This window comes from Bradyrhizobium sp. SZCCHNGR1005 (genome assembly GCF_032489995.1).
In the GTDB taxonomy this organism is placed as follows: domain Bacteria; phylum Pseudomonadota; class Alphaproteobacteria; order Rhizobiales; family Xanthobacteraceae; genus Bradyrhizobium.
Genome location: NZ_JAUEZC010000001.1, coordinates 498,374 through 521,908, shown reverse-complemented (window position 1 = coordinate 521,908; position 23,535 = coordinate 498,374). Strand labels below are relative to the sequence as shown.

At 65.3% G+C, this 23,535-nt stretch carries 22 protein-coding genes; 8 read left to right on the top strand and 14 right to left on the bottom strand.

Going from position 1 to position 23,535, the window contains the following annotated elements; translation table 11 throughout:
* Positions 1-79: 79 nt before the first annotated feature.
* The 7 genes from QXZ85_RS02445 to QXZ85_RS02415 all read right to left on the bottom strand — a co-directional run bounded on the left by QXZ85_RS02445 (position 80) and on the right by QXZ85_RS02415 (position 8,661).
* Positions 80-1,297, bottom strand: a complete 1,218-nt coding sequence (locus QXZ85_RS02445) for a M48 family metallopeptidase (protein ID WP_315765267.1) — start codon at positions 1,295-1,297, stop codon at positions 80-82.
* A gap of 33 nt (positions 1,298-1,330) precedes the next feature.
* Positions 1,331-1,888, bottom strand: coding sequence for a LemA family protein (locus QXZ85_RS02440; RefSeq protein ID WP_315741690.1), 558 nt, complete (start codon positions 1,886-1,888; stop codon positions 1,331-1,333).
* A gap of 207 nt (positions 1,889-2,095) precedes the next feature.
* The gene (locus QXZ85_RS02435) at positions 2,096-2,521 is read right to left on the bottom strand and encodes a hypothetical protein (RefSeq protein ID WP_315706741.1); all 426 of its coding nucleotides are present in this window, start codon (positions 2,519-2,521) and stop codon (positions 2,096-2,098) included.
* 136 nt (positions 2,522-2,657) lie between these two features.
* Positions 2,658-3,659 carry a small ribosomal subunit Rsm22 family protein gene (locus QXZ85_RS02430; protein WP_315706740.1) on the bottom strand — a complete coding sequence of 334 codons (1,002 nt, stop codon included), beginning with the start codon at positions 3,657-3,659 and terminating at the stop codon, positions 2,658-2,660.
* On the bottom strand, positions 3,656-7,120 hold the full coding sequence (gene smc, locus QXZ85_RS02425) for a chromosome segregation protein SMC (RefSeq protein WP_315706739.1): 3,465 nt from the start codon (positions 7,118-7,120) through the stop codon (positions 3,656-3,658). The genes QXZ85_RS02430 and smc overlap by 4 nt, the downstream gene beginning before the upstream one ends.
* 284 nt (positions 7,121-7,404) lie before the next feature.
* Positions 7,405-8,061 (bottom strand): DsbA family protein, encoded by a 657-nt coding sequence (locus QXZ85_RS02420; RefSeq protein ID WP_315706738.1) that lies wholly within the window; start codon positions 8,059-8,061, stop codon positions 7,405-7,407.
* A gap of 120 nt (positions 8,062-8,181) precedes the next feature.
* Complete coding sequence (locus QXZ85_RS02415; protein ID WP_315741689.1) at positions 8,182-8,661, bottom strand: DUF721 domain-containing protein; 480 nt, start codon at positions 8,659-8,661, stop codon at positions 8,182-8,184.
* 125 nt (positions 8,662-8,786) lie between these two features.
* Here QXZ85_RS02415 and QXZ85_RS02410 point away from each other — a divergent pair, with 125 nt between their 5' ends.
* The 3 genes from QXZ85_RS02410 (at position 8,787) to QXZ85_RS02400 (ending at position 11,141) form a co-directional block, all read left to right on the top strand.
* Positions 8,787-9,926, top strand: a complete 1,140-nt coding sequence (locus QXZ85_RS02410) for an A/G-specific adenine glycosylase (protein ID WP_315706736.1) — start codon at positions 8,787-8,789, stop codon at positions 9,924-9,926.
* 81 nt (positions 9,927-10,007) lie between these two features.
* The gene (locus tag QXZ85_RS02405) at positions 10,008-10,427 is read left to right on the top strand and encodes a PaaI family thioesterase (protein WP_315706735.1); all 420 of its coding nucleotides are present in this window, start codon (positions 10,008-10,010) and stop codon (positions 10,425-10,427) included.
* Positions 10,428-10,523: 96 nt separating this feature from the next.
* The gene (locus tag QXZ85_RS02400) at positions 10,524-11,141 is read left to right on the top strand and encodes a glutathione S-transferase family protein (protein ID WP_315706734.1); all 618 of its coding nucleotides are present in this window, start codon (positions 10,524-10,526) and stop codon (positions 11,139-11,141) included.
* Here QXZ85_RS02400 and QXZ85_RS02395 read toward each other — a convergent pair.
* Positions 11,138-12,061, bottom strand: a complete 924-nt coding sequence (locus QXZ85_RS02395) for a LysR family transcriptional regulator (protein WP_315706733.1) — start codon at positions 12,059-12,061, stop codon at positions 11,138-11,140. The two genes, QXZ85_RS02400 and QXZ85_RS02395, sit on opposite strands and share 4 nt — an antisense overlap.
* A gap of 88 nt (positions 12,062-12,149) precedes the next feature.
* Between QXZ85_RS02395 and QXZ85_RS02390 the strand changes: the two genes are divergently transcribed.
* Together QXZ85_RS02390 and QXZ85_RS02385 are read left to right on the top strand one after the other, a co-directional pair.
* Positions 12,150-12,572: a nuclear transport factor 2 family protein gene (locus QXZ85_RS02390; RefSeq protein WP_315706732.1), complete on the top strand. Its 423-nt coding sequence runs from the start codon at positions 12,150-12,152 to the stop codon at positions 12,570-12,572.
* 20 nt (positions 12,573-12,592) lie between these two features.
* Positions 12,593-13,045, top strand: coding sequence for a nuclear transport factor 2 family protein (locus tag QXZ85_RS02385; RefSeq protein WP_315706731.1), 453 nt, complete (start codon positions 12,593-12,595; stop codon positions 13,043-13,045).
* Between the two features lie 13 nt (positions 13,046-13,058).
* Here the strand turns inward: QXZ85_RS02385 and QXZ85_RS02380 are convergent, their stop codons facing one another.
* The gene (locus QXZ85_RS02380; RefSeq protein WP_315741686.1) at positions 13,059-13,751 is read right to left on the bottom strand and encodes a glutathione S-transferase family protein; all 693 of its coding nucleotides are present in this window, start codon (positions 13,749-13,751) and stop codon (positions 13,059-13,061) included.
* 434 nt (positions 13,752-14,185) lie between these two features.
* Between QXZ85_RS02380 and QXZ85_RS02375 the strand changes: the two genes are divergently transcribed.
* A complete protein-coding gene (locus tag QXZ85_RS02375; protein ID WP_315706729.1) occupies positions 14,186-15,184 on the top strand; it encodes a hypothetical protein in 999 nt (332 codons plus the stop codon).
* A gap of 5 nt (positions 15,185-15,189) precedes the next feature.
* Here QXZ85_RS02375 and QXZ85_RS02370 read toward each other — a convergent pair whose 3' ends face one another.
* Positions 15,190-16,323 (bottom strand): site-specific DNA-methyltransferase, encoded by a 1,134-nt coding sequence (locus QXZ85_RS02370; RefSeq protein ID WP_315706728.1) that lies wholly within the window; start codon positions 16,321-16,323, stop codon positions 15,190-15,192.
* A gap of 384 nt (positions 16,324-16,707) precedes the next feature.
* Between QXZ85_RS02370 and QXZ85_RS02365 the strand changes: the two genes are divergently transcribed.
* Both QXZ85_RS02365 and moaB read left to right on the top strand, forming a co-directional pair.
* Positions 16,708-17,622 (top strand): neutral zinc metallopeptidase, encoded by a 915-nt coding sequence (locus tag QXZ85_RS02365; protein ID WP_315706727.1) that lies wholly within the window; start codon positions 16,708-16,710, stop codon positions 17,620-17,622.
* A gap of 37 nt (positions 17,623-17,659) precedes the next feature.
* Positions 17,660-18,223 (top strand): molybdenum cofactor biosynthesis protein B, encoded by a 564-nt coding sequence (gene moaB / locus QXZ85_RS02360; RefSeq protein ID WP_316173460.1) that lies wholly within the window; start codon positions 17,660-17,662, stop codon positions 18,221-18,223.
* Between the two features lie 15 nt (positions 18,224-18,238).
* Here the strand turns inward: moaB and QXZ85_RS02355 are convergent, their stop codons facing one another.
* The 4 genes from QXZ85_RS02355 to QXZ85_RS02340 form a co-directional block, all read right to left on the bottom strand.
* On the bottom strand, positions 18,239-19,183 hold the full coding sequence (locus QXZ85_RS02355) for a helix-turn-helix domain-containing GNAT family N-acetyltransferase (protein ID WP_316173461.1): 945 nt from the start codon (positions 19,181-19,183) through the stop codon (positions 18,239-18,241).
* Between the two features lie 66 nt (positions 19,184-19,249).
* Complete coding sequence (locus tag QXZ85_RS02350) at positions 19,250-19,819, bottom strand: glycosyl transferase (RefSeq protein ID WP_315706724.1); 570 nt, start codon at positions 19,817-19,819, stop codon at positions 19,250-19,252.
* Positions 19,820-19,942: 123 nt separating this feature from the next.
* Complete coding sequence (locus QXZ85_RS02345; RefSeq protein WP_315765256.1) at positions 19,943-21,547, bottom strand: PEP/pyruvate-binding domain-containing protein; 1,605 nt, start codon at positions 21,545-21,547, stop codon at positions 19,943-19,945.
* A gap of 10 nt (positions 21,548-21,557) precedes the next feature.
* Complete coding sequence (locus tag QXZ85_RS02340; protein WP_316173463.1) at positions 21,558-23,483, bottom strand: hypothetical protein; 1,926 nt, start codon at positions 23,481-23,483, stop codon at positions 21,558-21,560.
* Between the last annotated feature and the right edge of the window lie 52 nt (positions 23,484-23,535).

The window sequence follows — 23,535 nt, the reverse complement described above, 5'->3', positions numbered from 1 at the left end:
GATGACGGCTGCGAGCGGTTGGCGAAAATGCGTGTACGATCAAGGGTATCGGCAGGCGAATCGATGTGACAGTGAGATGTCAGCGGCGGCCCCAGGGTCCGCTCGCCGGCTCGTCCCACGGACCTCGCGGCGCATCCTGTGCTGGTTGTTCGGACGCGGGCGAGTTGGTTGTACCGTCGGCCGTGCCCCATGGGCCGGAGCGGGGCGGCGCAGGTGGCGCATCGGCATCGGGCGGCTCGGTCGCCGACGGCTGCTCCGCTTCGGAGGGCAGCGCGAGCGGACCGGGGTCGTGGCCGCCGGCGAACTTCACCAGCGCCTGGATGCGCGATTCGACCGAGGGGTGGGTGGCGAACAGGTCGGCGAAGCCTTCGCGGGGATTGTCGACGCACAGCTCCATCACCGCCGAAGTCGCACCCGGCAGTTCGCCGCGGCCCTCGATCTTGCGCAGCGCGGAGATCATCGCGTCCGGATTCTTGGTCAGTTCGACCGAACCGGCGTCCGCCAGATATTCGCGCGTGCGCGACAGCGCGAGCTTGACCACTTGTGACAACAGCCAGGCAAGCAGGATCAGAATCACCGCGATGATGATGACGACGACCGCGGCACCGCCCGACCCTTTGCGATCCGACGAGGAGGACGAGGATGATGAGGAGGAGGACGAGGAACTCCAGGAGCCGCCGCCTCCGCTCCAGCTCAGATTGGTGAAGAGGCGGAAGAACAGTTCACCCAGGAAGCCGACCACGCCGGCGATGATGACCGCGACGACCATCATCTGCACATCGCCGTTGCGGATATGGGTGAGCTCGTGACCGAGCACGGCCTCGATCTCCTGATCGTTCAGGGCGTTCAAAAGCCCCGTGGTCACGGTCACCGCATATTGCTTCTGGTTGAGGCCGGTTGCGAAGGCGTTCAGCGCCTCGCTGTCCATGATCTTCAGCTTCGGCATCGGAATGCCGCGCGAGATACAGAGATTTTCCAAAAGATTGTAGAGCCGCGGCTGCTCCTGCCGGGTCACCGCTTCCCCGCCGGTGACGGCATCGATGATCGACTGGTGGAAGAAATAGGCGATCACGATCCACGCCGCCGCGCCGAGCGTGGCCCAGGGCAGGGCCTTGATCAGGTCGAACAGTGCGGCCCGCAGGTAATCGGCGAGGCTGCCGTCGCTGCTGATCATGACCTCCGCGACCAGCGCGCCGGCATAGACCAGCACGTAGATCAGGAGAAACAGGCCGCCGAGCAGCAACGCCGAACGGAACTTGTTCGATGCGATATGGGTGTAAAGACCGTAGGCGGCCATGCGACGCGGCCTGTCATCGTGGATGGCGTGAGCTTAAAACTTCACGCTGGGCGCAGTCTCGACCTCGGTGCGGCTGGCGCCCAGGTCGAAGAACTCCTTGCGGGTGAAGCCGAACGTAGCGGCGAACAATACGGCCGGCATCTGCTGGATGCTGGTGTTGTATTCCTGTACCGCGTTGTTGAAGAAGCGGCGGCTGGCGGCGATCTTGTTCTCGATGTCGGACAACTCGCTCGCGAGCTGCTGGAAATTGGCGTTGGCCTTGAGATCGGGATAGGCCTCGGACAATGCGATCAGCCGGCCCAGCGCGCCGCTGAGCTGGTTTTCCGCCGCAGAGACCTGCGCAGGGCCCTGCGCGGACATCGCGGCATTGCGGGCCTTGATCACCTCGTCGAGCGTGCCGCGCTCATGGGCGGCATAGCCCTTTACAGTCTCGACCAGATTTGGGATCAGGTCGTGGCGCTGCTTCAGCTGGACGTCGATGTCGGCGAAGGCCTGGTTGACGCGCTGGCTGAGCGCCACCAGCCGATTGTAGGCACCGAGGACGAACAGCACGAGAATGACGATGATGCCGAGGACGATCCAGCCGGACATGAAAGGCTCCGAGGAAGAAGGGAAGAGGGCGCTCGGCACAGACTAGCCGATGCCGCCAGGCGACGGGAGGTCCGCCAGATCCGGCGTGCATTGGTCGTCAAAGTCGATCCGGACGTTCAATGCCTCAGCGTCGACTGCTTTGGCCGATCTCAAATCCGGACCGGGGGTTCCCGTCGCCGAAACCGCCAGGTCCGAGATGGGCGGAGTTCAATACGGGCGCGCGATGTGCCAGGCCTGCGACGGATCGTTGCCGTTGACCTCGCCCGGCGCGCCATCCAGTTGCGAGGTGTACAGCGGGCGATAGCGATAGGCCCACATCTTCTTGCCGTCGCTGCGGGTGATCACGGTGAAATCGCCGGTGGCGACCGCGTTGTCCGGCGCGACCAACGGCGGCCGTTTTTCGGCGCACTTCGCGTCGCAGGTCGAGGCGGTCCCGGTGGTGTCGTGCGCAAACGTGTAGAGCGTCATGCCCTTGAGGTCGACGAGGATCGGACCGTTCTTGCCGATGATGGCCTTGGCCGGCGGACCCTCCTGTTTCGGGGCCGGGGGCGGAGCCGAGGCCTCGTGGCTACCAGCAAAGGCCGTGTCCGCCGTGGCCAACAGAGCCGCAGCTATCATCATCGTCCGAAGCATTCCAAGGGTCCCCGTTTGAGCGGCAAAAGAAAACGCCGGTTGCAGGGCGACACTAGCATGCGCGAATTAGTTGCAGGTTTCGGAAACCCGGAGAATTGATCGTCGAACAGCACCTGTCGTTAACCAACTGCCGCGCTTACGACGGGAGTTGCGGCAGGCTTCCAGGCTCGACAGCGTCGCCCCAATCCCAGCGGCGCGCGGCGGCGAAGGCGCTCTTGTCCCGGCGCGGAATGGTGACGATCCGCGCTGCGCCGTCGGCGCAGCAGAGCTTGGCCGTGACTGCCACCTTGCTCAGAGTCGGCTCCGCCAGCACGCGCGCGGACGGCGAATGCGGGACAGGCCCTCGCGTCAGCGCCACGTAGCTGAACTTCTCATCCTCATAGGGAAGCTCGACATCCTTGACCTGCTTGTGGGCGCGCGAGCGCGACAGGCGCTGGACGAAATGACACCAGTCCGGCGATATGAGCGGACAGGCATGGTCATGCGGACAGGGCGCGACCACGTGGGCCCCCGCGGCGATCAACTGCGCGCGCGCCGCGACGATCCGCTGGTAACCGGCGGGCGTGCCGGGCTCGACGAGCAACAGCGTATCGCGTGTCTTCTTCCACAGCGCTGCGATCAGTGCGCCTCGCTCCGCTTCGGGCACCTCGCCGATCATGTAGCTCGCGACCACGAGATCGGCAGGCGTCGCAGCTCCGAGCTGCGTGCGCGCGGGCCCGAGCGCGTATTCGAGGCGGTTCAGGCCGTCGCTACTGTCGGCAAGCTCCAGCGCAAGCGCCCGCAATGCCGGGTTGGCGTCGAATGCGTAGAACGATGCCAGCGATGCAATCGCCTCGGCTGCGGCAAAGCTCGCCGTGCCCGGTCCGGCGCCGGCATCGAGCAGCGATGTCGGTGCAAAGTCCGGCCTTGCCCGCATGAGCGCATTCAAACAGGCTGCAATGGCGGCGTAGGTCGCGGGCATCCGCACCACGGCATAGGCTACCGCATCGGCTTCGCTGGCGATGGCGCCGGAGGTGCCGCCGCTGCGGTAGGTTTGCGAAATCCGGGCAGCACGCGCCGCGGCATCCTGACGCGACAGGCCGTGCAGCTTCGCTTCCAGCGCGGCTCTCAGCGCGGCGGGGAGATCCGGCGGGATCACGCCACCTGCTGGTCGAGGATCTTCACGGCCTCATCGAGGGCGACCGACACCAGTTGCGACACGCCGCGCTCGGCCATAGTGACGCCGAACAGCCGGTTCATGCGCGCCATCGTGATCGGGTTATGCGTGATGATGATGAAGCGGGTCTCGGTCGAGTTCTTCATCTCGTGCAGCAGGTTGCAGAAGCGTTCGACGTTGTGGTCGTCGAGCGGCGCGTCGACCTCGTCCAGCACGCAGATCGGCGAAGGGTTGGTCAAGAACACCGCGAAGATCAGCGCCATCGCCGTCAGCGCCTGCTCGCCGCCCGAGAGCAGCGAGAGCGATTGCGGCTTCTTGCCCGGCGGCTTGGCGATGATCTCGAGCCCGGCCTCCAGCGGATCGTCGCTCTCGACCAGGTGCAAGGCGGCTTCGCCGCCGCCGAACAGCTCGGTGAACAGCCGCTTGAAGTGGGTGTTGACGCTCTCGAACGAGGCCTGCAGGCGCTCGCGCGCCTCCTTATTCAGGCTCTGGATGCCTTGGCGCAGCCGCTTGATCGCTTCGACCAGATCGTCGCGCTCAGTGGTGAGCGCGGTGTGCTGGCCCTCGACCTCGGTCAGCTCTTCCTCGGCGCGCAGGTTGACGGCGCCGAGCCGCTCACGGTCCCGGCGCAGCTTGTCGAGGCTGTCCTCGATCTCATGGAGCGGCGGCAATTGCGTGTCCGGCCCGATCTCGGCCAGCGCGGCCACCGCCTGCGGCTCGACTTCGAGCATGTCGTGGATTTCGCGCTCGACATCGGCCACGCGTCGTTTGGCGCTTTCGAGCCGCTCCTCGGCCCGGGCCGTGGCCTCGCGGGCACGCGACAGCGATTCCAGCGAAGCCTTGGCGGCACGGTCGGTGTCGCCCATCTCGGTCTCGGCTGCGGCGAGTGCATCGGCCGCGACCTGGCGCTCTCCTTCCGCGATGCCGATCTCGTCGATCAGCGCGCTGCGCTTCTCGGCAAAAACCGTCGGCGCGTTCTCGAGCTCGGCGCGCTCCTCCCGCACCTCGGCGATGCGCTCCTCGATGGTCGCCATCTGCGAGCCGGCGCCGTGAATGCGGCCCAGCCAGTCGTTGCGCTCCTTGATGATCGCCTGCACGCGGCGATCGGCGAGCTCGGCCTCGCGGGCCAGCGCCTGCGCCTCCGCGCGCACCTGGGCGGCAGCGCGTCGCTTGGCCTCGATCTCGGCGCGCACGGCCGACAGCCTGCCTTCGGCATCCGTGTTCGGCGGCAATTCCTCGATGGCTTCGATCGCGCTCTGATGCGCAGCAGCGACCTCCTCGCGGTCCAACGCGAGACGGCTCTGCGCCTCGGTCAGTGCGGACTTGCGCGCCGCGTGACGATTGATCTCGCGCTCGGCATTGGCATGGCGCTCCCGCGCTGCGTTGACTTCGCGCTGGGCCGCGCGCCAGGCCTCGCGCGCAGCGCTTTCGGCGGCGCCGGCAGCTTGCACCTCGCGCTCGGCGGCCTCCAGCTCCTGGCGCCTGTTCGCTGCGTCAACGCGGGCCTGCTCGAGATCCGCCTCGATGTCGATCAGGCGCGCGCGCTCGGCAAGCCGGCGGGCAGCGCCGGTCGGAGCATGCGCAGCCGCGATGAAGCCGTCCCAGCGCCAGACGTCGCCCTCCGGCGACACCAGCCGCTGGCCGGTCTTGAGTTGCGAGACGAGCTGGCCGCCGCGCTCGCGCGGCACCACGCCGATCTGCGCCAAGCGCCGCGCCAATTCCGGCGGCGCCTGGACGTGGGCTGCGAGCGGCTCGACGCCGTCGGGAAGCGCGGGATCGCTGCCTTCCGCGCCGGCGATGGTCCAGCGCATCGGCGCAGACGGATCGACCGGCGCGTCGAGATCGTCGCCAAGCACGGCGCCGAAGGCCTTCTCGTACCCCTTGGCGACGGTCACGCCGTCGATGATCGGGGGCCACAAATTCTTGGTCTCGCTGTTGACCATCTTCGAGATGGTGCGAGCCTCGGTTTCGAGCCGCTGAACGCGCTTGTCGGCTTCTGCGAGTGGCGCGCGCGACGCCTCGAGCTTCTGGCGGGCGGCTGCCTGCGCGGCTTCGCTGGCTTGGGCTGCCCCTTCCGATACGGCGACGGCTTCTTCGGCGGCTTCGAGCGTGGCGGCGAGAGTATCGAGGTCGCCGAGATGGGCGGTCTCCTGCACCAACCGCTGTTCGTCGGCCTGGACCGAGGCGATCTCCTGGTCGAGCCGCGCCAGCCGGTCGCGATGGCTGCGCACATTGGCCTCAAGCTGATTGCGCTTGGCGGTGAGATCGGCCAGCTGCGTGGTCAGCTCGGTGAACTGCCGCTCGGTCTCGGTCAGGCTGGCTTCGGCCTCGGCAACCCGTTCGTCGACGCCGCTGCGCATCTCGACGCGCGCTTTGATCTCTTCCTTCAGCTCGGCGTCTTCGGTCTCCAGGCGCTGCAGCGCCACCCGGGCATCCTGGGTCTGCTGCTGCTCGCGGGCGACGTCTGCGGTCAACTGCATCAGGCGGCGATCGAGCTCGCTTGCGCGCTCCTTGGCGCGCTGCTCCTCACGGTCGAGGATGTCGCGGGCGCTCTTCAGCCGCTGCAACGTCGCAGCGGCGCGGGCCTCGGCATCGCGGAGCGCAGGAAGCTGCGAGGCACGGATTGCCTGGACGCGGGCGGATTCGGCCTGCTCGCGGGTGCGTTCGGCCATTTCGCGCACGCTAACGTCATGCACCTGCGCGGCATCATTGAGGTCGGCATGGGCCCCCATCCAGCGCAGGTGATAGAGCGTGGCTTCGGCCTTGCGGACCTTGGCGGCCACCTCGCGAAAACGGATGGCTTGGCGGGCCTGCTTCTTGAGGCCTTCCATCTGACCGGAGAGCTGGCCGATGACGTCCTCGACGCGGGTGAGGTTGCTCTCGGCCGCCTTCAGGCGCAGCTCGGCCTCGTGCCGGCGCGCATGGAGGCCGGCGACACCGGCAGCATCTTCCAGCACGCGGCGGCGCTGTTCGGGCTTGGCCTGGATGATCTCGCCGATCTTGCCTTGGTGGACGAGGGCCGGCGAGCGGGCGCCGGTCGCGGCATCTGCAAACAGGATCTGCACGTCGCGGGCGCGCACGTCGCGGCCGTTGATGCGATAGACCGAGCCGGCCTCGCGCTCGATCCGGCGCGAGATTTCCAGAATGTCCCGGTCGTTCACGGCGGCGGGTGCGGTGCGATCGGCATTGTCGATCGTCATCACCACTTCGGCGTGGTTACGCGCGGGCCGTGTGTTCGAGCCGGAGAAAATCACCGCGTCCATGTCGGCCGCGCGCAGCGATTTGTGCGAGGTCTCGCCCATTGCCCAGCGCAGCGCTTCGACCAGATTCGACTTGCCGCAGCCGTTCGGTCCGACCACGCCGGTAAGGCCCGGCTCGATCACGAAGTCCGTGGGTTCGACGAACGTCTTGAACCCGTGGAGACGAAGACGCGTGAGTTTCATGCACAGATTCTCTGTTGGCGGGAGACGAATCTCCCTGCCGTGACAATACCATAGAAGGCAATGTCAATGTGGCCCGAGTCGCTTCATGCGCCTCTTGAGGGCGGGACAATGGCGATGGCCGGGCACAAGGGCAACCCGCAGGCCCTGCTTTTCCAAGGCTTTCTGGACGCAAGCTTGGCCCGGGCGAAATCGCCGCGAGCCGGAATGTCTCGGCTCTTCAGAGCCTTGCCGCCGCAATCGATGCGGCCGCGAGAACCATTGGCGGGAATCCCTGGAGAGAAAGATCAGCTCTTGAGGAGCGGGTTGATCTTCTTCTCGAACTCCTCGATCGAGGTCTCGCCCTTGATCTTCTCGCCATTGATGAAGAAGGTCGGCGTCGAATCGACTTTGAGAACTTCGCTGGCGTATTTCTGGTCGGCCGCGATCTTGTCGAGCAAAGTCTGGTCCTTCAGACAAGCCTCGACCTGCTGCTGGCTCAGGCCGGCCTGCTTGCCGATCCGGGTCAGCGTCTCCGTGGTGTTCTTCACGACCCAGTCGTTCTGGGAGCGGAACAGCATATCGGTCACGGCGAAATATTTCTGCGCGTCGCCATTGGCGATGCAGCGGGTCAGCATCGAGCCCGCCGCGGCTTTGATGTCGAGCGGGAATTCGCGGAAGATGTAGCGGATCTTGCCGGTATCGATGTATTCCGCCTTCAGCTTCGGGAACACCTCCTTATTGAAGGCGGCGCAGTGCGGGCAGGTCATCGAGGCATATTCGGTGATGGTCACGGCGGCGTCGGCCGGGCCGAGCACCATGTCCGGCAGCGACACCGGCTTGGCGACGTCAGCGGCGCTCTGCGCCATCGCCCCCGAAATCAGCCGCAGCGGCGAGAATCCCGCAAGTGCGGCGAGACCGGTCAGGGACAAAGCGGCAGTGAAGGCGCGGCGGGTGATGATCAAGGCTCTGCTCCGGACTGGCGCATCTTTGCGCACGAGATACTCTAAAGACGCGGCATGTCGCTAGCTTGAAACCGCTCGACTGGCAATGCCGGCGGGTGAGGACCGATCAGTCGGCCGGCGTCAATTTCGCTTGATGGCGGCGCCGAGCCGGGCGAGCGCGTCACGGAGCGCATCGTCCTCGATTGCCGACAGGCTCTCCGCCACTTTTGCGACCGTCGTCGGATCCGGCGGGGGCGGCCGGCGCCGCCGCGGGCGCCGCGACAACGGTCCCTGGCGCAACGCCAGCTTGCCGACCGCATGCCAGCCGAAGAAGCGGTTGACCCGCTCCAGGATCACATCGGACGAATGCTGGATCTCGAGCGCCATCGGCCCCTCGACCTTGAGCACGAGGGTCGCCGGCTCCTGCGGCTGTCCTTCCACGGGTCGCGGCCATTGCATTTTCAGGGGCTCGGCGTGCAGCGCGATCTCGGGTCCCGCGATCTCGGCCCAGCGGGTGACAAGCTCGCGGGCGGCAAAGCCCTGCTTGGCATAGGCGGCCGAAAATAGGTCCCCCAGCATGACGGACAGAGGCTTGGCGCTGAGTCGTCCGGGCCTGGACATCGTCTACTTTTGCATCGTCGCAGCCTCGGAACCTGCCGCGCGTAAGAAGAAAACCGTGGATGCGTGCAACAAGCACGGATCATGACGGGAGACTGTTTCGTCTGACGTACTAGATTGCAGGCACGATGTCATCCGCCCTTCGCTCCCAACGGAAATCGCCCGAGGCTGATCCTCGGGATGGCCGCCCGGTGCGGCTGCTCGCCTGGTACGACCGCCATCGCCGCCGGCTGCCCTGGCGGGCGCCTGCTGGGGAGCGCGCCGATCCCTACCGGGTCTGGCTGTCGGAGATCATGCTGCAGCAGACCACGGTCAAGGCGGTCGGGCCGTATTTCGAGAAGTTTCTGATCCGATGGCCGGATGTGACGGCGCTCGGCAGCGCAGCGCTCGATGATGTCCTGAGAATGTGGGCCGGGCTTGGCTATTACTCGCGCGCGCGCAACCTGCATGCCTGCGCGGTGGCCGTGGTGCGCGACCATGGCGGCGTGTTTCCGGACACCGAGGAGGGCCTGCGCGCGCTGCCGGGGATCGGGCCCTATACCGCGGCGGCCATTGCGGCGATCGCGTTCGATCGCCGCACCATGCCCGTCGACGGCAATATCGAGCGCGTGGTGTCCCGCCTGTTTGCGGTCGAAGAGACACTTCCGCAGGCCAAGCCGCGGATTCAGCAATTGGCCGCGGGCCTGCTGAGCCCGTCCCTGGCCGGCGACGCGGAGACGCGCGCGGGCGACGCGAAGACGCGCGCCGGGGATAGCGCCCAGGCGCTGATGGATCTGGGGGCCTCGATCTGCACGCCGAAAAAGCCGGCTTGCGCCCTGTGCCCGTTCAGCGAGGATTGCGCGGCTCGCTTGCGCGGCGATCAGGAGACGTTTCCGCGCAAGGCGCCGAAGAAGAGCGGCGCGCTGCGGCGCGGCGCGGCCTTCGTCGTGACCCGGGGCGACGAGCTTCTGGTGCGCTCGCGGCCAGAGAAAGGTCTGCTTGGCGGCATGACCGAGGTGCCCGGCTCGGAGTGGCTGACCGGTCAGGATGATAAATCCGCGCTGGCGCAGGCGCCGCAGCTTGCCGGCTTGTCGCGCTGGCATCGCAAAGCCGGCGTCGTCACCCATGTCTTCACGCATTTTCCGTTGGAACTGGTGGTCTACACGGCGACGGCGCGTGCCCGCACGCGTGCGCCATCCGGCATGCGCTGGGTGCCGATCGCGACCCTCGCGGACGAGGCGTTGCCGAACGTGATGCGCAAGGTGGTCGCCCACGGGCTCGGCGATTGAAGCTTGCATCTGGTCGGGCTGCTGACAGCGCGGTGGCAGCAGCTCCAACTTAGTGAGGGCGCGTGAAAGGGAGACGCGCTCATGATCCAGACCGCACTCGATGACATCCCAGCTCCGCCATCCGCGAAGCTGTTAGGCTGGCGTCTGTTGGATGCGCAGCCCGCCGCAGGCTGGATCCGGGTCGGCTTCGACGGCAAGCACGAGTTCTGCAATCCGGCCGGATTCATCCAGGGCGGCATCCTGTCGGCGATGCTCGACGACACCATGGGCCCGGCCGTATTCGCGATGACGGATGGCCGCCTCTATACGGCAACCGTCACCATGACGGTCAATTTCATGACTCCCGCCGAACCCGGGCCGATCACCGGCGAAGCGCGGGTGACGCAGCTCGGCAAGACGATTGCCTTCATGGAGGGCCGGCTCGCGCGGGCCGATGGTACGCTGATTGCGACCGCAACCGCCAGCGCGCGACTGATCGCGAGCGCGCGAGCGTTGCGCTGACAACGATTAAGGTCATGGAGCTGCCGCTCCCGCCCATTCAGGATGGACGTGAGAGCACAGCCCCGCTAGGCTGGCGGTCCACCGATCAGGATCGCCATGCTCAAGCTCTATTACACACCCGGCACTTGCGCGCTCGCCTCGCATATCGCGCTGGCTGAAGCCGGCGCGGACTACGCGCTGCAGAAGGTCGATTTCAAGGCCAACCAGCAGAACAGCCCGGACTATCTTAAGATCAACCCGAAGGGGCGGGTGCCCGTGCTGGTCACCGACCGCGGTGTCCTGACCGAGACGCCGGCGCTGCTCGCCTACATCGCGCAGAGCTTCCCGCGGGCCAAGCTCGCGCCGGTGGACGATGCCTTTGCGTTCGCCGAGGTGCAGTCGTTCAACTCCTACCTGTGCTCGACCGTTCATGTCGCGCATGCGCATCGGGTACGCGGCTCGCGCTGGGCCAGCGAGGAAACCTCCTTCGCCGACATGAAGCGCAAAGTCCCTGAAACCGTCGGTGGCTGCTTCGCGATGATCGAGCGCGCCATGTTCAGGGGGCCGTGGGTGATGGGCGAGCAGTATACGATCTGCGACCCCTATCTGTTTACGATCGCGCAATGGCTCGAAGGGGACGGCGTCGACATCAAAGCGTTCCCAGGCATCGCTGATCATTTCACTCGCATGTCGGAGCGGCCGGCCGTGAAGAAGGCGCTGGCCGAACAGCGCTAGACGGAACCGCGCTTGCCGTGATCGAGCTCGCGCGCGGTCTCCAGCATCAGCTTGCGCAGCCAGATCGAGCCCGGGTCGACCTGCGCCCGGGTCGGATAGAACATGTATTGCTCATCGATGCCGGGATCGAGCGGCGGTGAGATCGTCAATAGCGACAATGATCTCGTCAGTGCGGCGATCAGGCGTCGTGGCACGAAGGCGACCAGATCGGTGCGGGCCACGACATGGAGCGCCTCGAAATAGCTCGGCACGACCAGCGCAATCCGCCGCTCGATGCCTTTCTCCTGCAGCCAGATATCGATCAGGTCCTCATTCCGGCCGCGCAGCACGACGGCGACGTGGCGGGCCTTCAGGAAGGCGTCGCATTGCTTCAGTTTTGCGCCCACCGGATGGCCGCGACGGACCGCCAGCGCGTCGCTGTCGGTATAAAGCAGCTGGCGGTGAAAGCCTTTGAAGGCGTTGCCGATCGAGATCACCATGTCGATGGTGCGGGCGAATTCAGCGTGGAAGATCGCAGGTCCCCGCCATGGCACCACGTCGATGCGGATGTTGGGTGCGGCTTGCGTCACCTTCGCCATCAGCATCGGCATCAGCAGTTCGACCGCGAGATCCGGCATCATCAGCCGGAACTGGCGTTCGCTGCTCGCCGCGTCGAACGCATCCGACTTGAACAGGCCGCGCACCTGATCCAGCGTCTGTGCCAGAGGTGCGCGCAAGGCAAGCGCCCGCGGCGTCAATTCCATTCGCGCACCGGTGCGCACCAGCAGCGGATCGCCGAACAGATCACGCAGCCGCTGCAGCGCGTGGCTGGTGGCCGGTTGCGACAAGCCGATCCGGAGAGCGGCGCGGCTCACGCTGGCCTCGCGCAGCAGCGCATCCAGCGCGATCAGCAGGTTGAGATCGAGCGCAGTCAAATTCATCAGGCGAATAGATATCATATCGCCTATCGATTGGAAGAATGAGAAGCGCTGCGGCAGCATCCGGCTCCATCCATCAGGAGGACTCGTCATGACCGTCGCCGCCAACAAGCAGTTGCTGCAAGATCTCTTTGCCGACATCACTGCCGGCAACCGCCAACGGTTTGTGGACCATATCGCCGACGACGTGACGATGCAGATCACGGGACACTATTCCTGGTCGCAGACGTTCAGGGGCAAGGAAGCGCTCGTGCGGGATCTCTACGACTATCTCGCGACCATTCTGGCTCACCGGCGAACCATCCCGCTGCGCTTCTACGCAGACGGCGATTACGTCATCGTCGAAGCCAGGGGCGAGATGCGCACCAAGGCCGGTATTCCCTACAACAACGATTATTGCCTGATCTACCGGCTGCAGAGCGGGCGGATCATCGAAATCAGGGAGTACTGCGACTCCGCGCTGACCGAAGCCGTGCTCGGCCCGTTTCCGGCATCGATGAAACAGCGCGGCTGATAAATGGCAGGAGGACGCCGATGACGACGATTGAAAACGATCGCACCGAGAACAAGAAGATCGTTCAGGGCGTGTTCGATGAACTGGCCAAGGGCAATTCGAAGCCCTTGCTGGATCGTCTTGCTGACGATTTCCGCTTCGTGATCATGGGGACCGGATCATGGTCGCGCAGCTTCGACGGCAAGGCCGTCGTGCTCACCGAGCTGTTTGCTCCGCTGCGGGAGAGGATTGCGGGCCGGATCGCCACGATCCCGGTCCGGCTGATCGCGGAAGGCGATCTCGTTGTCGTCGAGGCGCGCGGCCGCAACACGACAACGGAGGGCAGGGCCTATGACAATACTTACTGCAATGTCATCAGGCTCGAGGCAGGGCAGTTCAAGGAATGGATCGAATATTGCGACACCCTGTTGGTCGAAAACGTGCTGGGGCCTCCCCCGATGGCCCCGTCGCATCCGGCCGCGAAGTGCGGGTGATGCGCGCCCGTCCTCACGCCACCTTGGTCTTGAGATGGCCGAACATGATGTTGCGGGCATCCTCGTCCAGTTCGGCTTTGAAGATGAACTTGTCCTTCAAGGCGAGCGCACGCTGTGCGGCCGGACGGCTCGTGACTTCGTCGACCAGACGCTTGAGGTTGGGATATTTCGTCAGCGCGTCGTCGCCGAACGCGAACGGCGCCATGCGGGCCCAACCCCACAGCGCCATGTCGACGATCGTATAGGTGTCCCCGACCATGTAGCGGCGCGTCGCCAGGCGATCGTCGATGATCTTGTAGTGGCGGTGCCCTTCATATTGATAGCGATTATGGGCGTAGTCGTGGTCCTGATCCTTGGGCGCGAAGTGCTTGAAATGGACCGCTTGACCAGAGTAGGGGCCGACGCCGGTCGCGACGAACATCAGCCATGAGAGCAGCTCAGCCCGATTCGCCGGCGTATCGGCAGGCAGGAACTTGCCGGTCTTCTCGGCGAGATAGAGCAGGATCGCGTTGCTGTCGAACACGACGACCCCGTCATCATCGATCGCAGGCACCTTTCCATTCGGATTGATTTGCAGGAACTCCGGCTTGAACTGGTCGCCTTTGCGGGTGTCGATGGCGATGGGCTCGTAAGCCAAGCCGGACTCTTCGAGGAACAGCGCGACCTTGGTCGGATTGGGCGAACCGTTGAAGTAGAATTTGAGCATTGGTGTTTCCCCTGGAGTGTTACTTGCGGCGTTGTGCACGGCGCGCTGCAGATAGACATCTCACGTAGACATTAACGGCGTGGGATCGCCGACCAAGTCGGAATGGATTTTTGTTGGTCCGGGCGGGTCCGAATGAGTTGTCTTGTCTCGGTGCACAGCATTTATCGCATTGCTGCTATTCGCGACGCGGATGGCCGGAACGAGCTCCATCACGTGCCCCGGCATGCCGCGGTTCGACGAATGGTGCAAATCGGCTCCGTTTTGGTGCGTATGCCAAGTGTTGCCGCGACAAAACAGCGCGACAAAATTAGAAACCATCAAAACGAGACCGTGATCCCAACATTCTTTCGACAAATGGAACCTGCGCAGCCTTATTGCGAACGAAGTCCTCGACGAAACGGCGCTGGGGGTTGCACTGAATCGTCGGAGGTCTGATGACGAATCGAGCGACGAGTCTGGTGCCGTGTCTCGCGGCGACCATGTTGGCCAGCGCGGCACTGGTGACGCTCCAGTTCCAACCGGCGTGGAGTGCTGATGACTGCCTGGCGAAGCCGAAGGAAGGCGTTGCAGGAAAGCATTGGTATTACCGGATCGACCGTGCGACGAAGCGTCAGTGTTGGTATTTGCGCGATGATGACCGCGGGCAGGGCGCGTCTCTCGCAGCGCGAAAAACTGCTGCGCAAGATGAACGCGCGAAGCTCTCCTCCGCGACGGCGAATGCGCATGCTGAATATGAGACGCAGGCCAGCTCCGGTAACGATGATGTGAAGCTTGCGCCCTCGCCTGAGTCGGCGAAACCTTCCGGAATGGTCCCATCAGGTGCGGCTCCGGTCGCGGATGCCGGACCGACACAGGGCGCCGCAGACGGCAGCGCCGCGCCGGCCGAAACGTCGACGATCGCGACCCGGTGGCCCGAGCAGACCTCCACCACGCTGCAGGCCCCCGCCGATCCGGTGCAGACTGCGCCGTCCTACAAGCTCGCCGCAGCTTCTGCACCTGCCATTCCTGCTGACGCGAGCGCATCTCCGGCGACGCCTGAGCCGGTGCGCGTGAGCGACACGACCTCTTCTTTCTCCGCCGCGCTGAGCACGGACGACGCCTCTCGGACCCAGTTGTTTGCTTTCCTCAGCGCGATCGCGCTGACCGGCTTTGCCACCAGTGTGCTGTTTGCGCGGGCGCGCGCCCGGCGCCGCATCCAGCTTGCGCCAGCGCAGATGCGGCGCAGCGCGCATTGGCCGGTTGAACCGGAGCTCGATCGGATGCAGCTGGCGCCGATGGATGATTACCCCTCGCTGCCGCAGCCGCGCGATCTCGAACAGCCGCGTCGATCCCGATTGTCGGTGGTCCCGCAGGACGACGTCCACTACGAGGAGCAATATCAGGTCGAAGATCTGCTAGCGCGGTACTCAGGACAGAACCGCCGGAGATCTTAGCCTGTTCAGCTCGCGGCCAGTTCGGAGCGAATTTCGGCGCGTAATTCGTCGATCAGTTTCAACCCGCTCTTGGTCTCGACATGCCAGAAGGTCCAGCCGTTGCACGCGGGCAGGCCTTGCGCCACCGCGCCGATGCGATGGATCGAGCCGACTTTATCGCCGAGCATGATGGCGCCATCGGCGCGCACCAGCGCACCGTACCGACGCTTGGCATCGACGAGCTTCGTCCCCGGCGGGATCATCCCGCGTTCGATCAACTCGGAGAACGCGACGCGCGGTGCCTCGCGCGCAGTCATGAACGGGGCCAGCGTCGCCTCGGGCAGCGGTTCGATCGCCGCGATGCGCGCCTCGGCGGCTTTGGCGTAGGTGCGGTCGCGTTCGAAGCCGACGTAGCGGCGGCCGAGGCGTTTTGCCACAGCCCCGGTGGTGCCGGTGCCGTTGAACGGGTCGATCACGAGATCGCCGGGTCTTGAGGACGAGAGCAGCACCCGCGCCAGCAAGCCTTCCGGCTTCTGGGTGGGATGGATCTTCTTGCCGTCTTCGTCCTTCAGCCGCTCATCGCCGGTGCACAGCGGAATCAGCCAGTCGGAGCGCGCCTGCACGTCTTCATTGGCCGCCTTCAGCGCCTCGTAGTTGAACGTGTAACCTTTGGCCTTCTCGTCGCGCGCCGCCCAGATCATGGTTTCATGCGCATTGGTGAAGCGACGGCCACGGAAGTTCGGCATCGGATTGGATTTGCGCCAGACGATGTCGTTCAGGATCCAGAAGCCGAGATCCTGCATGATGGCGCCGACGCGGAAGATATTGTGATAGGAGCCGATCACCCACAAGGTCGCGCTCGGCTTCATCAGCCGCCGGGCGGCGAGCAGCCAGGCGCGGGTGAAATCGTCGTAGGCGGCAAAGGACGAGAACTTGTCCCAATCGTCGTTGACCGCATCGACATGCGATTCGTCAGGACGCTTGAGCTCGCCCTTGAGCTGCAGATTGTAGGGCGGATCGGCGAACACCAGGTCGACCGATGAGGCCGGCAATTTCGACATCTCGGCGACGCAGTCGCCGACGATGATGCTCGAGCTCTCGAGAGTCTCAAATTTGGTGCGGGGCGCCCTTGCAGACGCCCCGCGACGCGACACAACCATGACTCAAGAACTCTGACTCAGGCGACGCTGTCGGCGACGCGGGACCTAACAACCGACTGGCGCTACCTTGATCGCGCAAAGTAAAAATCGGCTTAACCGGGAAAATTTTTCGCATCATTGCGCGTTGATTCATCACGCGCCGTCCGATGTGCCGCGTGCAGGTGGCATCGGTCCAAGCTCGCTAAGCTGACGATCTGTCGACGGTTTATCCCGACGGCGTGCCGCGTTGCCGTCGCGTGCATGGGCAATCGCGGCGTGATTTGTCGGGCCGGCGCTAGGAAAAACTTGCCGGCCGGGTTATTGATTAACGGAGTGGAAATTCTACCTGTCTGCGGCGTTAGGTATTGCGTTTGCCCGCGTTGGATCAATCGAGGAAAGGCCGCCATGCGTTACGATGATTTTCGCCGCAGCGACGACGTTGAGGATCGTCGCGACGAAGGCGGAATGGGTGGCGGTATGGGTCTGCCGATGGGCGGTGGCGGGCTCGGCATCGGCACCATCATCGTACTCGGCCTGATCGGTTATGCCTTCGGCATCGATCCGCGAATCCTGATCGGTGGCGCCGAGATGGTCAGCCACAGCGGGCAGAGCTATCAGGCCGACCGTCGCTCGCCCGGCAAGACCGGCGCGCCGAAGGACGAGATGGGTGACATGGTCTCCGCGATTCTCGGCGAGATCGACGACCGCTGGAGCGAGATTTTCCAGGCCAGTGGCCAGAGCTACACCGGACCGAAGGTCGTGCTGTTTCGCAACGCCACCAATGGCGGGCGCTGCGGCATGGCGCAGTCGGCAATGGGGCCGTTCTATTGTCCGCCGGATCGCCAGATTTTCCTCGATACCAATTTCTTCCGCCAGGTCGAGACACGCTTCCACGGTTGTTCAGGCAATGCCTGCAAGTTCACCGCGGCCTATATCATCGCGCATGAGGCCGGCCATCACATCCAGAACCTGCTCGGCATCCTGCCGCGGGTGACTCGGCTGCAGCAGCAGTCGGGCAGCAAGGCCGACGCCAATGCGCTGCAGGTGAAGGTCGAACTGCAAGCGGACTGCCTGTCGGGCGTCTGGGCCAATCGCGAGCAGAAGAAGCGTCCCGGCTATCTCGAAGAGGGCGATATCGACGCGGCGCTGACGACCGCTTCGGCTATCGGCGACGATACGCTGCAGCGGCAGGCGACGGGCCGCGTGGTGCCGGACTCGTTCACCCACGGTTCGGCGGCACAGCGCAAGCGTTGGTTCATGACCGGCTTCCAGCAGGGCACGGTGAAAGCCTGCGATACTTTCGGCGCAAATTCGCTGTGATGCGGGTCGGCGCCTGGAGTTGATGAAGGAGGTGACGATGTCATCGGTCGGTGAAGCCAAGCAGTTCATTCCGCTCAACATCGCGGTGCTGACCGTTTCCGATACGCGCTCGCTTGCCGACGACAAATCCGGCACGACGCTGAGCGATCGATTGACCACGGCCGGCCATAAGCTCGCGGCGCGTGAGATCGTCACCGACGATGTCGAGGCGATCCGTGCCGTGGTGAGGCGGTGGATCGCCGATCCCGGCGTCGACGTCGTCATTACCACCGGCGGCACCGGCTTCACCGGTCGCGACGTGACGCCGGAGGCCATCGAGCCGTTGTTCGAGAAACGGATGGACGGCTTCTCGATCGCCTTTCACATGCTGAGCCATGCCAAGATCGGCACCTCGACGATCCAGAGCCGCGCAACGGCGGGCGTTGCCGGCGCGACCTACATCTTCTGCCTGCCTGGGTCGCCCGGCGCGTGCCGCGATGCCTGGGACGGCATCCTGGCCGCGCAGCTCGATTATCGTACGCGCCCCTGCAACTTCGTCGAGATCATGCCGCGGCTCGATGAGCATCTGCGCCGGCCGAAGGCGCAGGGCGCCACGGTGTAGAGCGCGCCTCGTCGACTATAGCTTCAGCTCCCAGGTCTCGCCCATGAGATCTACGCCGAATGAACGATGCGGCTCTTCGGCGACGAGCTGGAAGCCCGCGCGCCGGTAGATGTCGCGTGCGGCAGTGAGGATGCTCTGCGTCCACAGCACGATGGTCCGGTAGTTCTTCTCGCGTGCGAAGCGGATGCACTGCTCGACCAGGGCGCGGCCGACACCGAGCCCGCGGGCCTTTTTCTCGACCAGCAGCAAGCGCAGCTTTGCGACATCATCCGTGCCCTTGACCAGAAAGATCGAACCCACCGGCTCGCCGTCGATCTCCGCGATCCAGCAATGCTCCCGTTCAGCGTCGAAGGCGCGCAGGAATTGCGCGGTGATCTCCGCGACCAAGGCTTCGAATGAGATGTCCCAGCCATATTCGTCGGCATAGACGGCGCCATGGCGTGAGACCACCCAGCCGATATCGCCAGGACGATGGCTGCGGAGGAGAAAGGCCGACCGGGGCATCGCCCTCGGTTCAAGGACATCTTCGATTGTCGCCATCGCCTGCACCAGGCGGTCGCGGTCCCGCCCGGTGAGTTCGTCCAGCATCGCCGCGATCTCGCTCTGCGAACTACGGTCGAGCTTGGCGAAGCTCTGACGTCCCTTTGCGGTCAGGCCGAGCGCCTGCTGTCGTCGGTCCGATGGCAATGGCGTACGGATGATCAATCCCTTCTCGTCGAAGCTCTGGACGATGCGACTGAGATAGCCGGGATCGAGGTCGAGAGTGGCGGCGATCTCCTTGGCGGAGAGACCCTCGCCTTGAGCGAGTTCGTAGAGCACCCGCGCCTCGGAGAGCGAGAAGGGACTCTTCAGCAGGTGCTGGTCGAGCACCCCGAGCTTTTTTGTATAGAAGCGGTTGAAGGCCCGAACGGCGGAGACATGGCTGTCGGACTGCTGACCGTGGGGTGATGGATTGAGCATGGCGCACCTCAATATTTGCCATTGTCAATCGATTGATTGACTTTGGCAAGTATCTTGAAGGCCGCGCTAGATCATGACCATTCGGCTACGCAACAGGGTGCGCGAACGGCCGATCTGACGCAAAAGGCGGGTTTCCGCCCGACGGGCATTCGGGGCGTGGCCGCCGAGCTGCCGGTAATGGTCGCGTGCGATCAGCAGCCCCTGGTCGCCGAGCGGGCCGACCAGGGTGCGTGCGATCGCGCGAAGCCGGTCGCGAAAGCTGATCTCCGCATAGGGCGAGCGGGCGTAACGGAACACGCCGGCGCGGGGACGTCCAGACGCCGCCACGCTCTGGACGAACTGCACGGTCTCGTCGATCCAGCCGGGATCGAGCACGGCGCCGACCGGGAGAAACATCAGCCATGGCGCCTTGGCCTGGGCGGCGCCAGCGGCCAGCGCGGCCGCATGCGAGCCTTCGAATTTCATGAAGTTGCAGCCGGCAACGTCGGCGACCCGCTCGATCACGCTGGTGTCGGATGAGCGATCGACCAGGAGTACGTCGGTGATGACACCGGCTGCTGCGCCGGGGACCAGCGCGGACAACGTCGCCACCGCGGGCTGCTCCGCACCGTCAGTGGGAATGATCACACTCAACATGTCGCAGGCATTTGTTATCTAAGCGGCCACTGCGAACGTTGTTAGCATCTTGTCACAATCAAAACAGCCCTTTCGCTGCAGAATTTTGCGGCAGATGCTCAGGCGCGTCGCGTCGGATCGCGCTCACGCCGAATGACGTTTCAGCTCGTCTTGATCATCACTGCGCCAGCGCGCAATCTCTGCGAGTTCGGCTTCCGGACGGGTGGCGACGACCTCGCGCCGGCCGAGATAGATATCGCCCCGATCACCATCGATGGTGATCCAGTCCCCGCCGACGATCTGCGCTGCGCCAAGGCGCGCGCGGTCAGCCTCGGGCTCGGTCGTCAGGGCGCCGCAGCCGACGATGCACGGCTTTCCGAGCTGGCGGGCCACCAGTGCAGCGTGCGAGGTGCGCGCGCCGACCGACGTGACGATGCCGGCGGCCACCGCAAAGCCCGCGACATCGGCGGTCGATGTATCCGGCCGCATCAGGATGACGGGTTCGCCGCCGGCGGCGAGCCGCTCTGCATTCTCGGCATCGAACGCGGCTCGCCCCGCCGCGATCCCACCGGAGGCGCCGATGCCGGTCAGGACCGGTTCGCCCGCGGCGGCGAGCCGGGTCTCGACCAGTGCAGCGAGATCGACGTCGGCGAGCCGCGCGAGCGCCTCACGCGGCGTGATCAGGCCCTCCGATACGAGATCGATCGCGATCCGCAGCGCTGCACGCGGCGTGCGCTTGGCGGCGCGCGTTTGCAGGATCCAGAGCTCGCCGTCCTCGACCGTGAACTCGACGTCCTGCACGTCGCAGAACGCCTGCTCGAGCCGCTCCAGTATCGCGCCGAGTTCGGTCGTCAGGTTCGGTAGTGCGCGTGCGATAGTTTCCTCGGTGTCGGGCGTGCGGCGGCCGGAGACGACGTCCTCGCCCTGGGCGTCCAGCACCAGATCGATCATCGGCTTGCGCGCACCGGTCGAGGGATCGCGCGAGAACGCGACACCGGCACCGGAGGCGAAGCCGCCATTCCCGAACACCATCGCCTGAACGGTGACGGCCGTGCCGGGCAGATGGTCGAGTTTCTGCAGCTTGCGATAGGTCCGCGCGCGCTCGCTCATCCAGGACTGATAGACGGCGCGTGCGGCTGCCTCGAGTTGCGCGGCGGCGTCTTCCAGCCAGCCGTCGCTGCCGACCTCGACCAGCGCCTGTTCGTCGGTCGCGAGCCGCTCCATTGCGGCACTGTCGAGCTCGCGATCGCTGGCGACGTCTTCGCGCGCGATGAGTTCGGCAAGCTGAGCCGCGAGCGGTGCCGGATCGAGACCGAGCACCGCCTCCGCATAGCTCTCAATGAAGCGGCGGCGGCAATCCCATGCAAGCCGCGGCCGCCCGGTGGTGCGGATCAAGCCACGCACCGCAGCCGACGTGCAGCCGACATTGAGCACGGTGTCGAGCATGCCCGGCATCGAGCGGGCTGCGCCGGAGCGCACCGAAACGAGCAGGGGACGGCGATGGTCGCCGAAGATCTTGCCGGTCGAGTGTTCGAGATAGGCTACGCCGTCCTTCAAACCGTCACGTAGATCATGTTCGGCCTGTGTCTTCCCGGCGATGATGTCGGCACAGAGCTCCACGGGAAGCACGAAGGCGGGTGGCACCGGCAGGCCAAGCGCGGCCATCCGCGCCAGATTGGCGGCTTTGGCGCCGACGATGTCGGCCGAGCGCTGTTCGGTCGCGGTGCCGCCGATGCGGACGATAGACATGGGCTCATCCTTACGCAGAGAGATCGGTCATGATGTGCTGACGCAGAAGATGGCCGAAACCGGCGAGGCGATCGGTCGAGCGCTCGATCGCGCGCGCCAGTTCCAGGAGCGAGAGCGAGGTCGCCACGTCGAAGCCGCCGGTGAAGACCAGGGCGGTGATCGTGCGCTCCTGCGCATCTGCCGCATGTTCGGTATCCATCAGGTGGACCACCGCGGCGAGCGCATCTTCGGCATCGGCCTGGCGGCCCTCGGGCACTTCGACTGCTGCGACGAGGCCGCTGGCCGCAGCCTCGATCGCGGCAATGGCAACGCCGCAGAGATCGCACAGCGCCCCGAGCGGTTTGCCGCCGATGCAGGCCGGCGCCAGCGAGGCGATGAAGGCCGCCTGCTCCAATTCGTCGATCGCCTCCTCGACGCGGTCGACCAACTGGCCGACCAGCGGCTTGGCGTTGAGCCGTGCGACCTCGTGCCGGGCTTCGATCGCGATGCGATCGGCCTTCTGTTCGATCCGGCCAGCGCGGGCCGAGAGCAATTTGCCGTCTGCGGGGCGTCCGGCTTGCAGTGCGGAGAGGTGACGGGCGAGGCCGCCGGCGATGTCGTGGGCGAGCCCAAGCTGCCGCATGACGATGGTCAGCAGGGCGCTATCGGCGCGGTCGAGATGGCGCACCAGATTGGCCTCGATCTGATCGCGGACCAGCCGTACCGAGCGTCCTGCCAAGAGCCCCTCGGTCGAGGCGCGTAGCGCCGCTTTCAGAAAATCGATCGCAGCGTTGCGGCCGAGCGCTTGGTCCAGCCGCTCGCCGAAGCCGATCCGATTGGGGGCGGCATTGCGCACGGCAGCTGCCAGCAGGTCATTGCCGCCGAGCTGGAGAAAGGCGCGATGGCCGACCCGATTGCGCGCAGCCCAATCGAGGATGCGCGCGGCATCGTCCTTGGTGACCCAGCTGCGCAGCAGCTTGCGGGCCTTGTTCCAATCGATCAGGAACACCAGCGCAGCGCCGAGTGCGGCGAGGAAATCGTCGCGCGCTTTGGCGCTGTCGCCGTCGAACTGGCCGGTCACGAGAAAGAAAGCGTTCTCTTCACCAAGACCTGCGGCGTCGTGGCGATCGAGTCCGCTCCAATGCGCGGCAAAGGCATCGAACAGCTGGATGAAGAATTTCGCCCGCACCAGATGCACGTCGGTGTAGGTCACGGTGACCGCGTTATTCCGGACCGAGATCACCATGACATGGGCGTCGGTGGTGCCGATATCGTTCTGAATCAGGAGGCGATCGCCGGAGCGGGTGGCCATCGTGTCCAGGCCCGGGTGATCGAATTTCAGGGCGCGCGTGGCGTTGAGCCCGCGCATGAAGGCCGCGACCGCCGGGCGATCCGCTTCGGTGAGGCCATAGACATGGGCGCCGTCAAGCAGTTCCTCTGCACAGTCGGCAGCCATCCGGTTCAGCGTCTTGTGCAGATCCATCACCAGGAGGTGTAGGCTGTCGGCGCTTTCCTGCGCCTTGGTGAGCCGTGCCACGCGCGCGAATTCGACGTCGTTGCCGCCCTCGAGCAGGCCTGCGCCACGGATGGCGGCGAGCCGCTTCTCGGCGGCGTCACCCTCGGTGGGACGGCCGCCGGCCACGGCGCGGATCATCGCGCGCGCGTCGTCTTCGATATGCCTGATCAATTGCGGTAGCCCTGGCGCCGCCAAGCGTCCCTCCGCAGTCCGATGGGCGCCGCCGATCAAGGTGGAGAGATCGGCCGATGTGATCCCTGCGGCCCGGCTTTCGGCCGACAGATCCGTCAGCCGCCGCTCGGGCGCTCGCGCATGCTGGCTCGCAGCCTGCAGCGCGCTCAGGCGCACCTTGATGCGGTCGTTGGCGGCAAGACCATCCGCAATCAGTTGCGGCAGCAGAATGTCGGCCTGGCCGAGCTCTTTGATGATCTGCGATTTCATGGCGGCGTCTGGTCAGAGACTGATGGTGCCAGTCTGCCTGACCGGGCCGGCC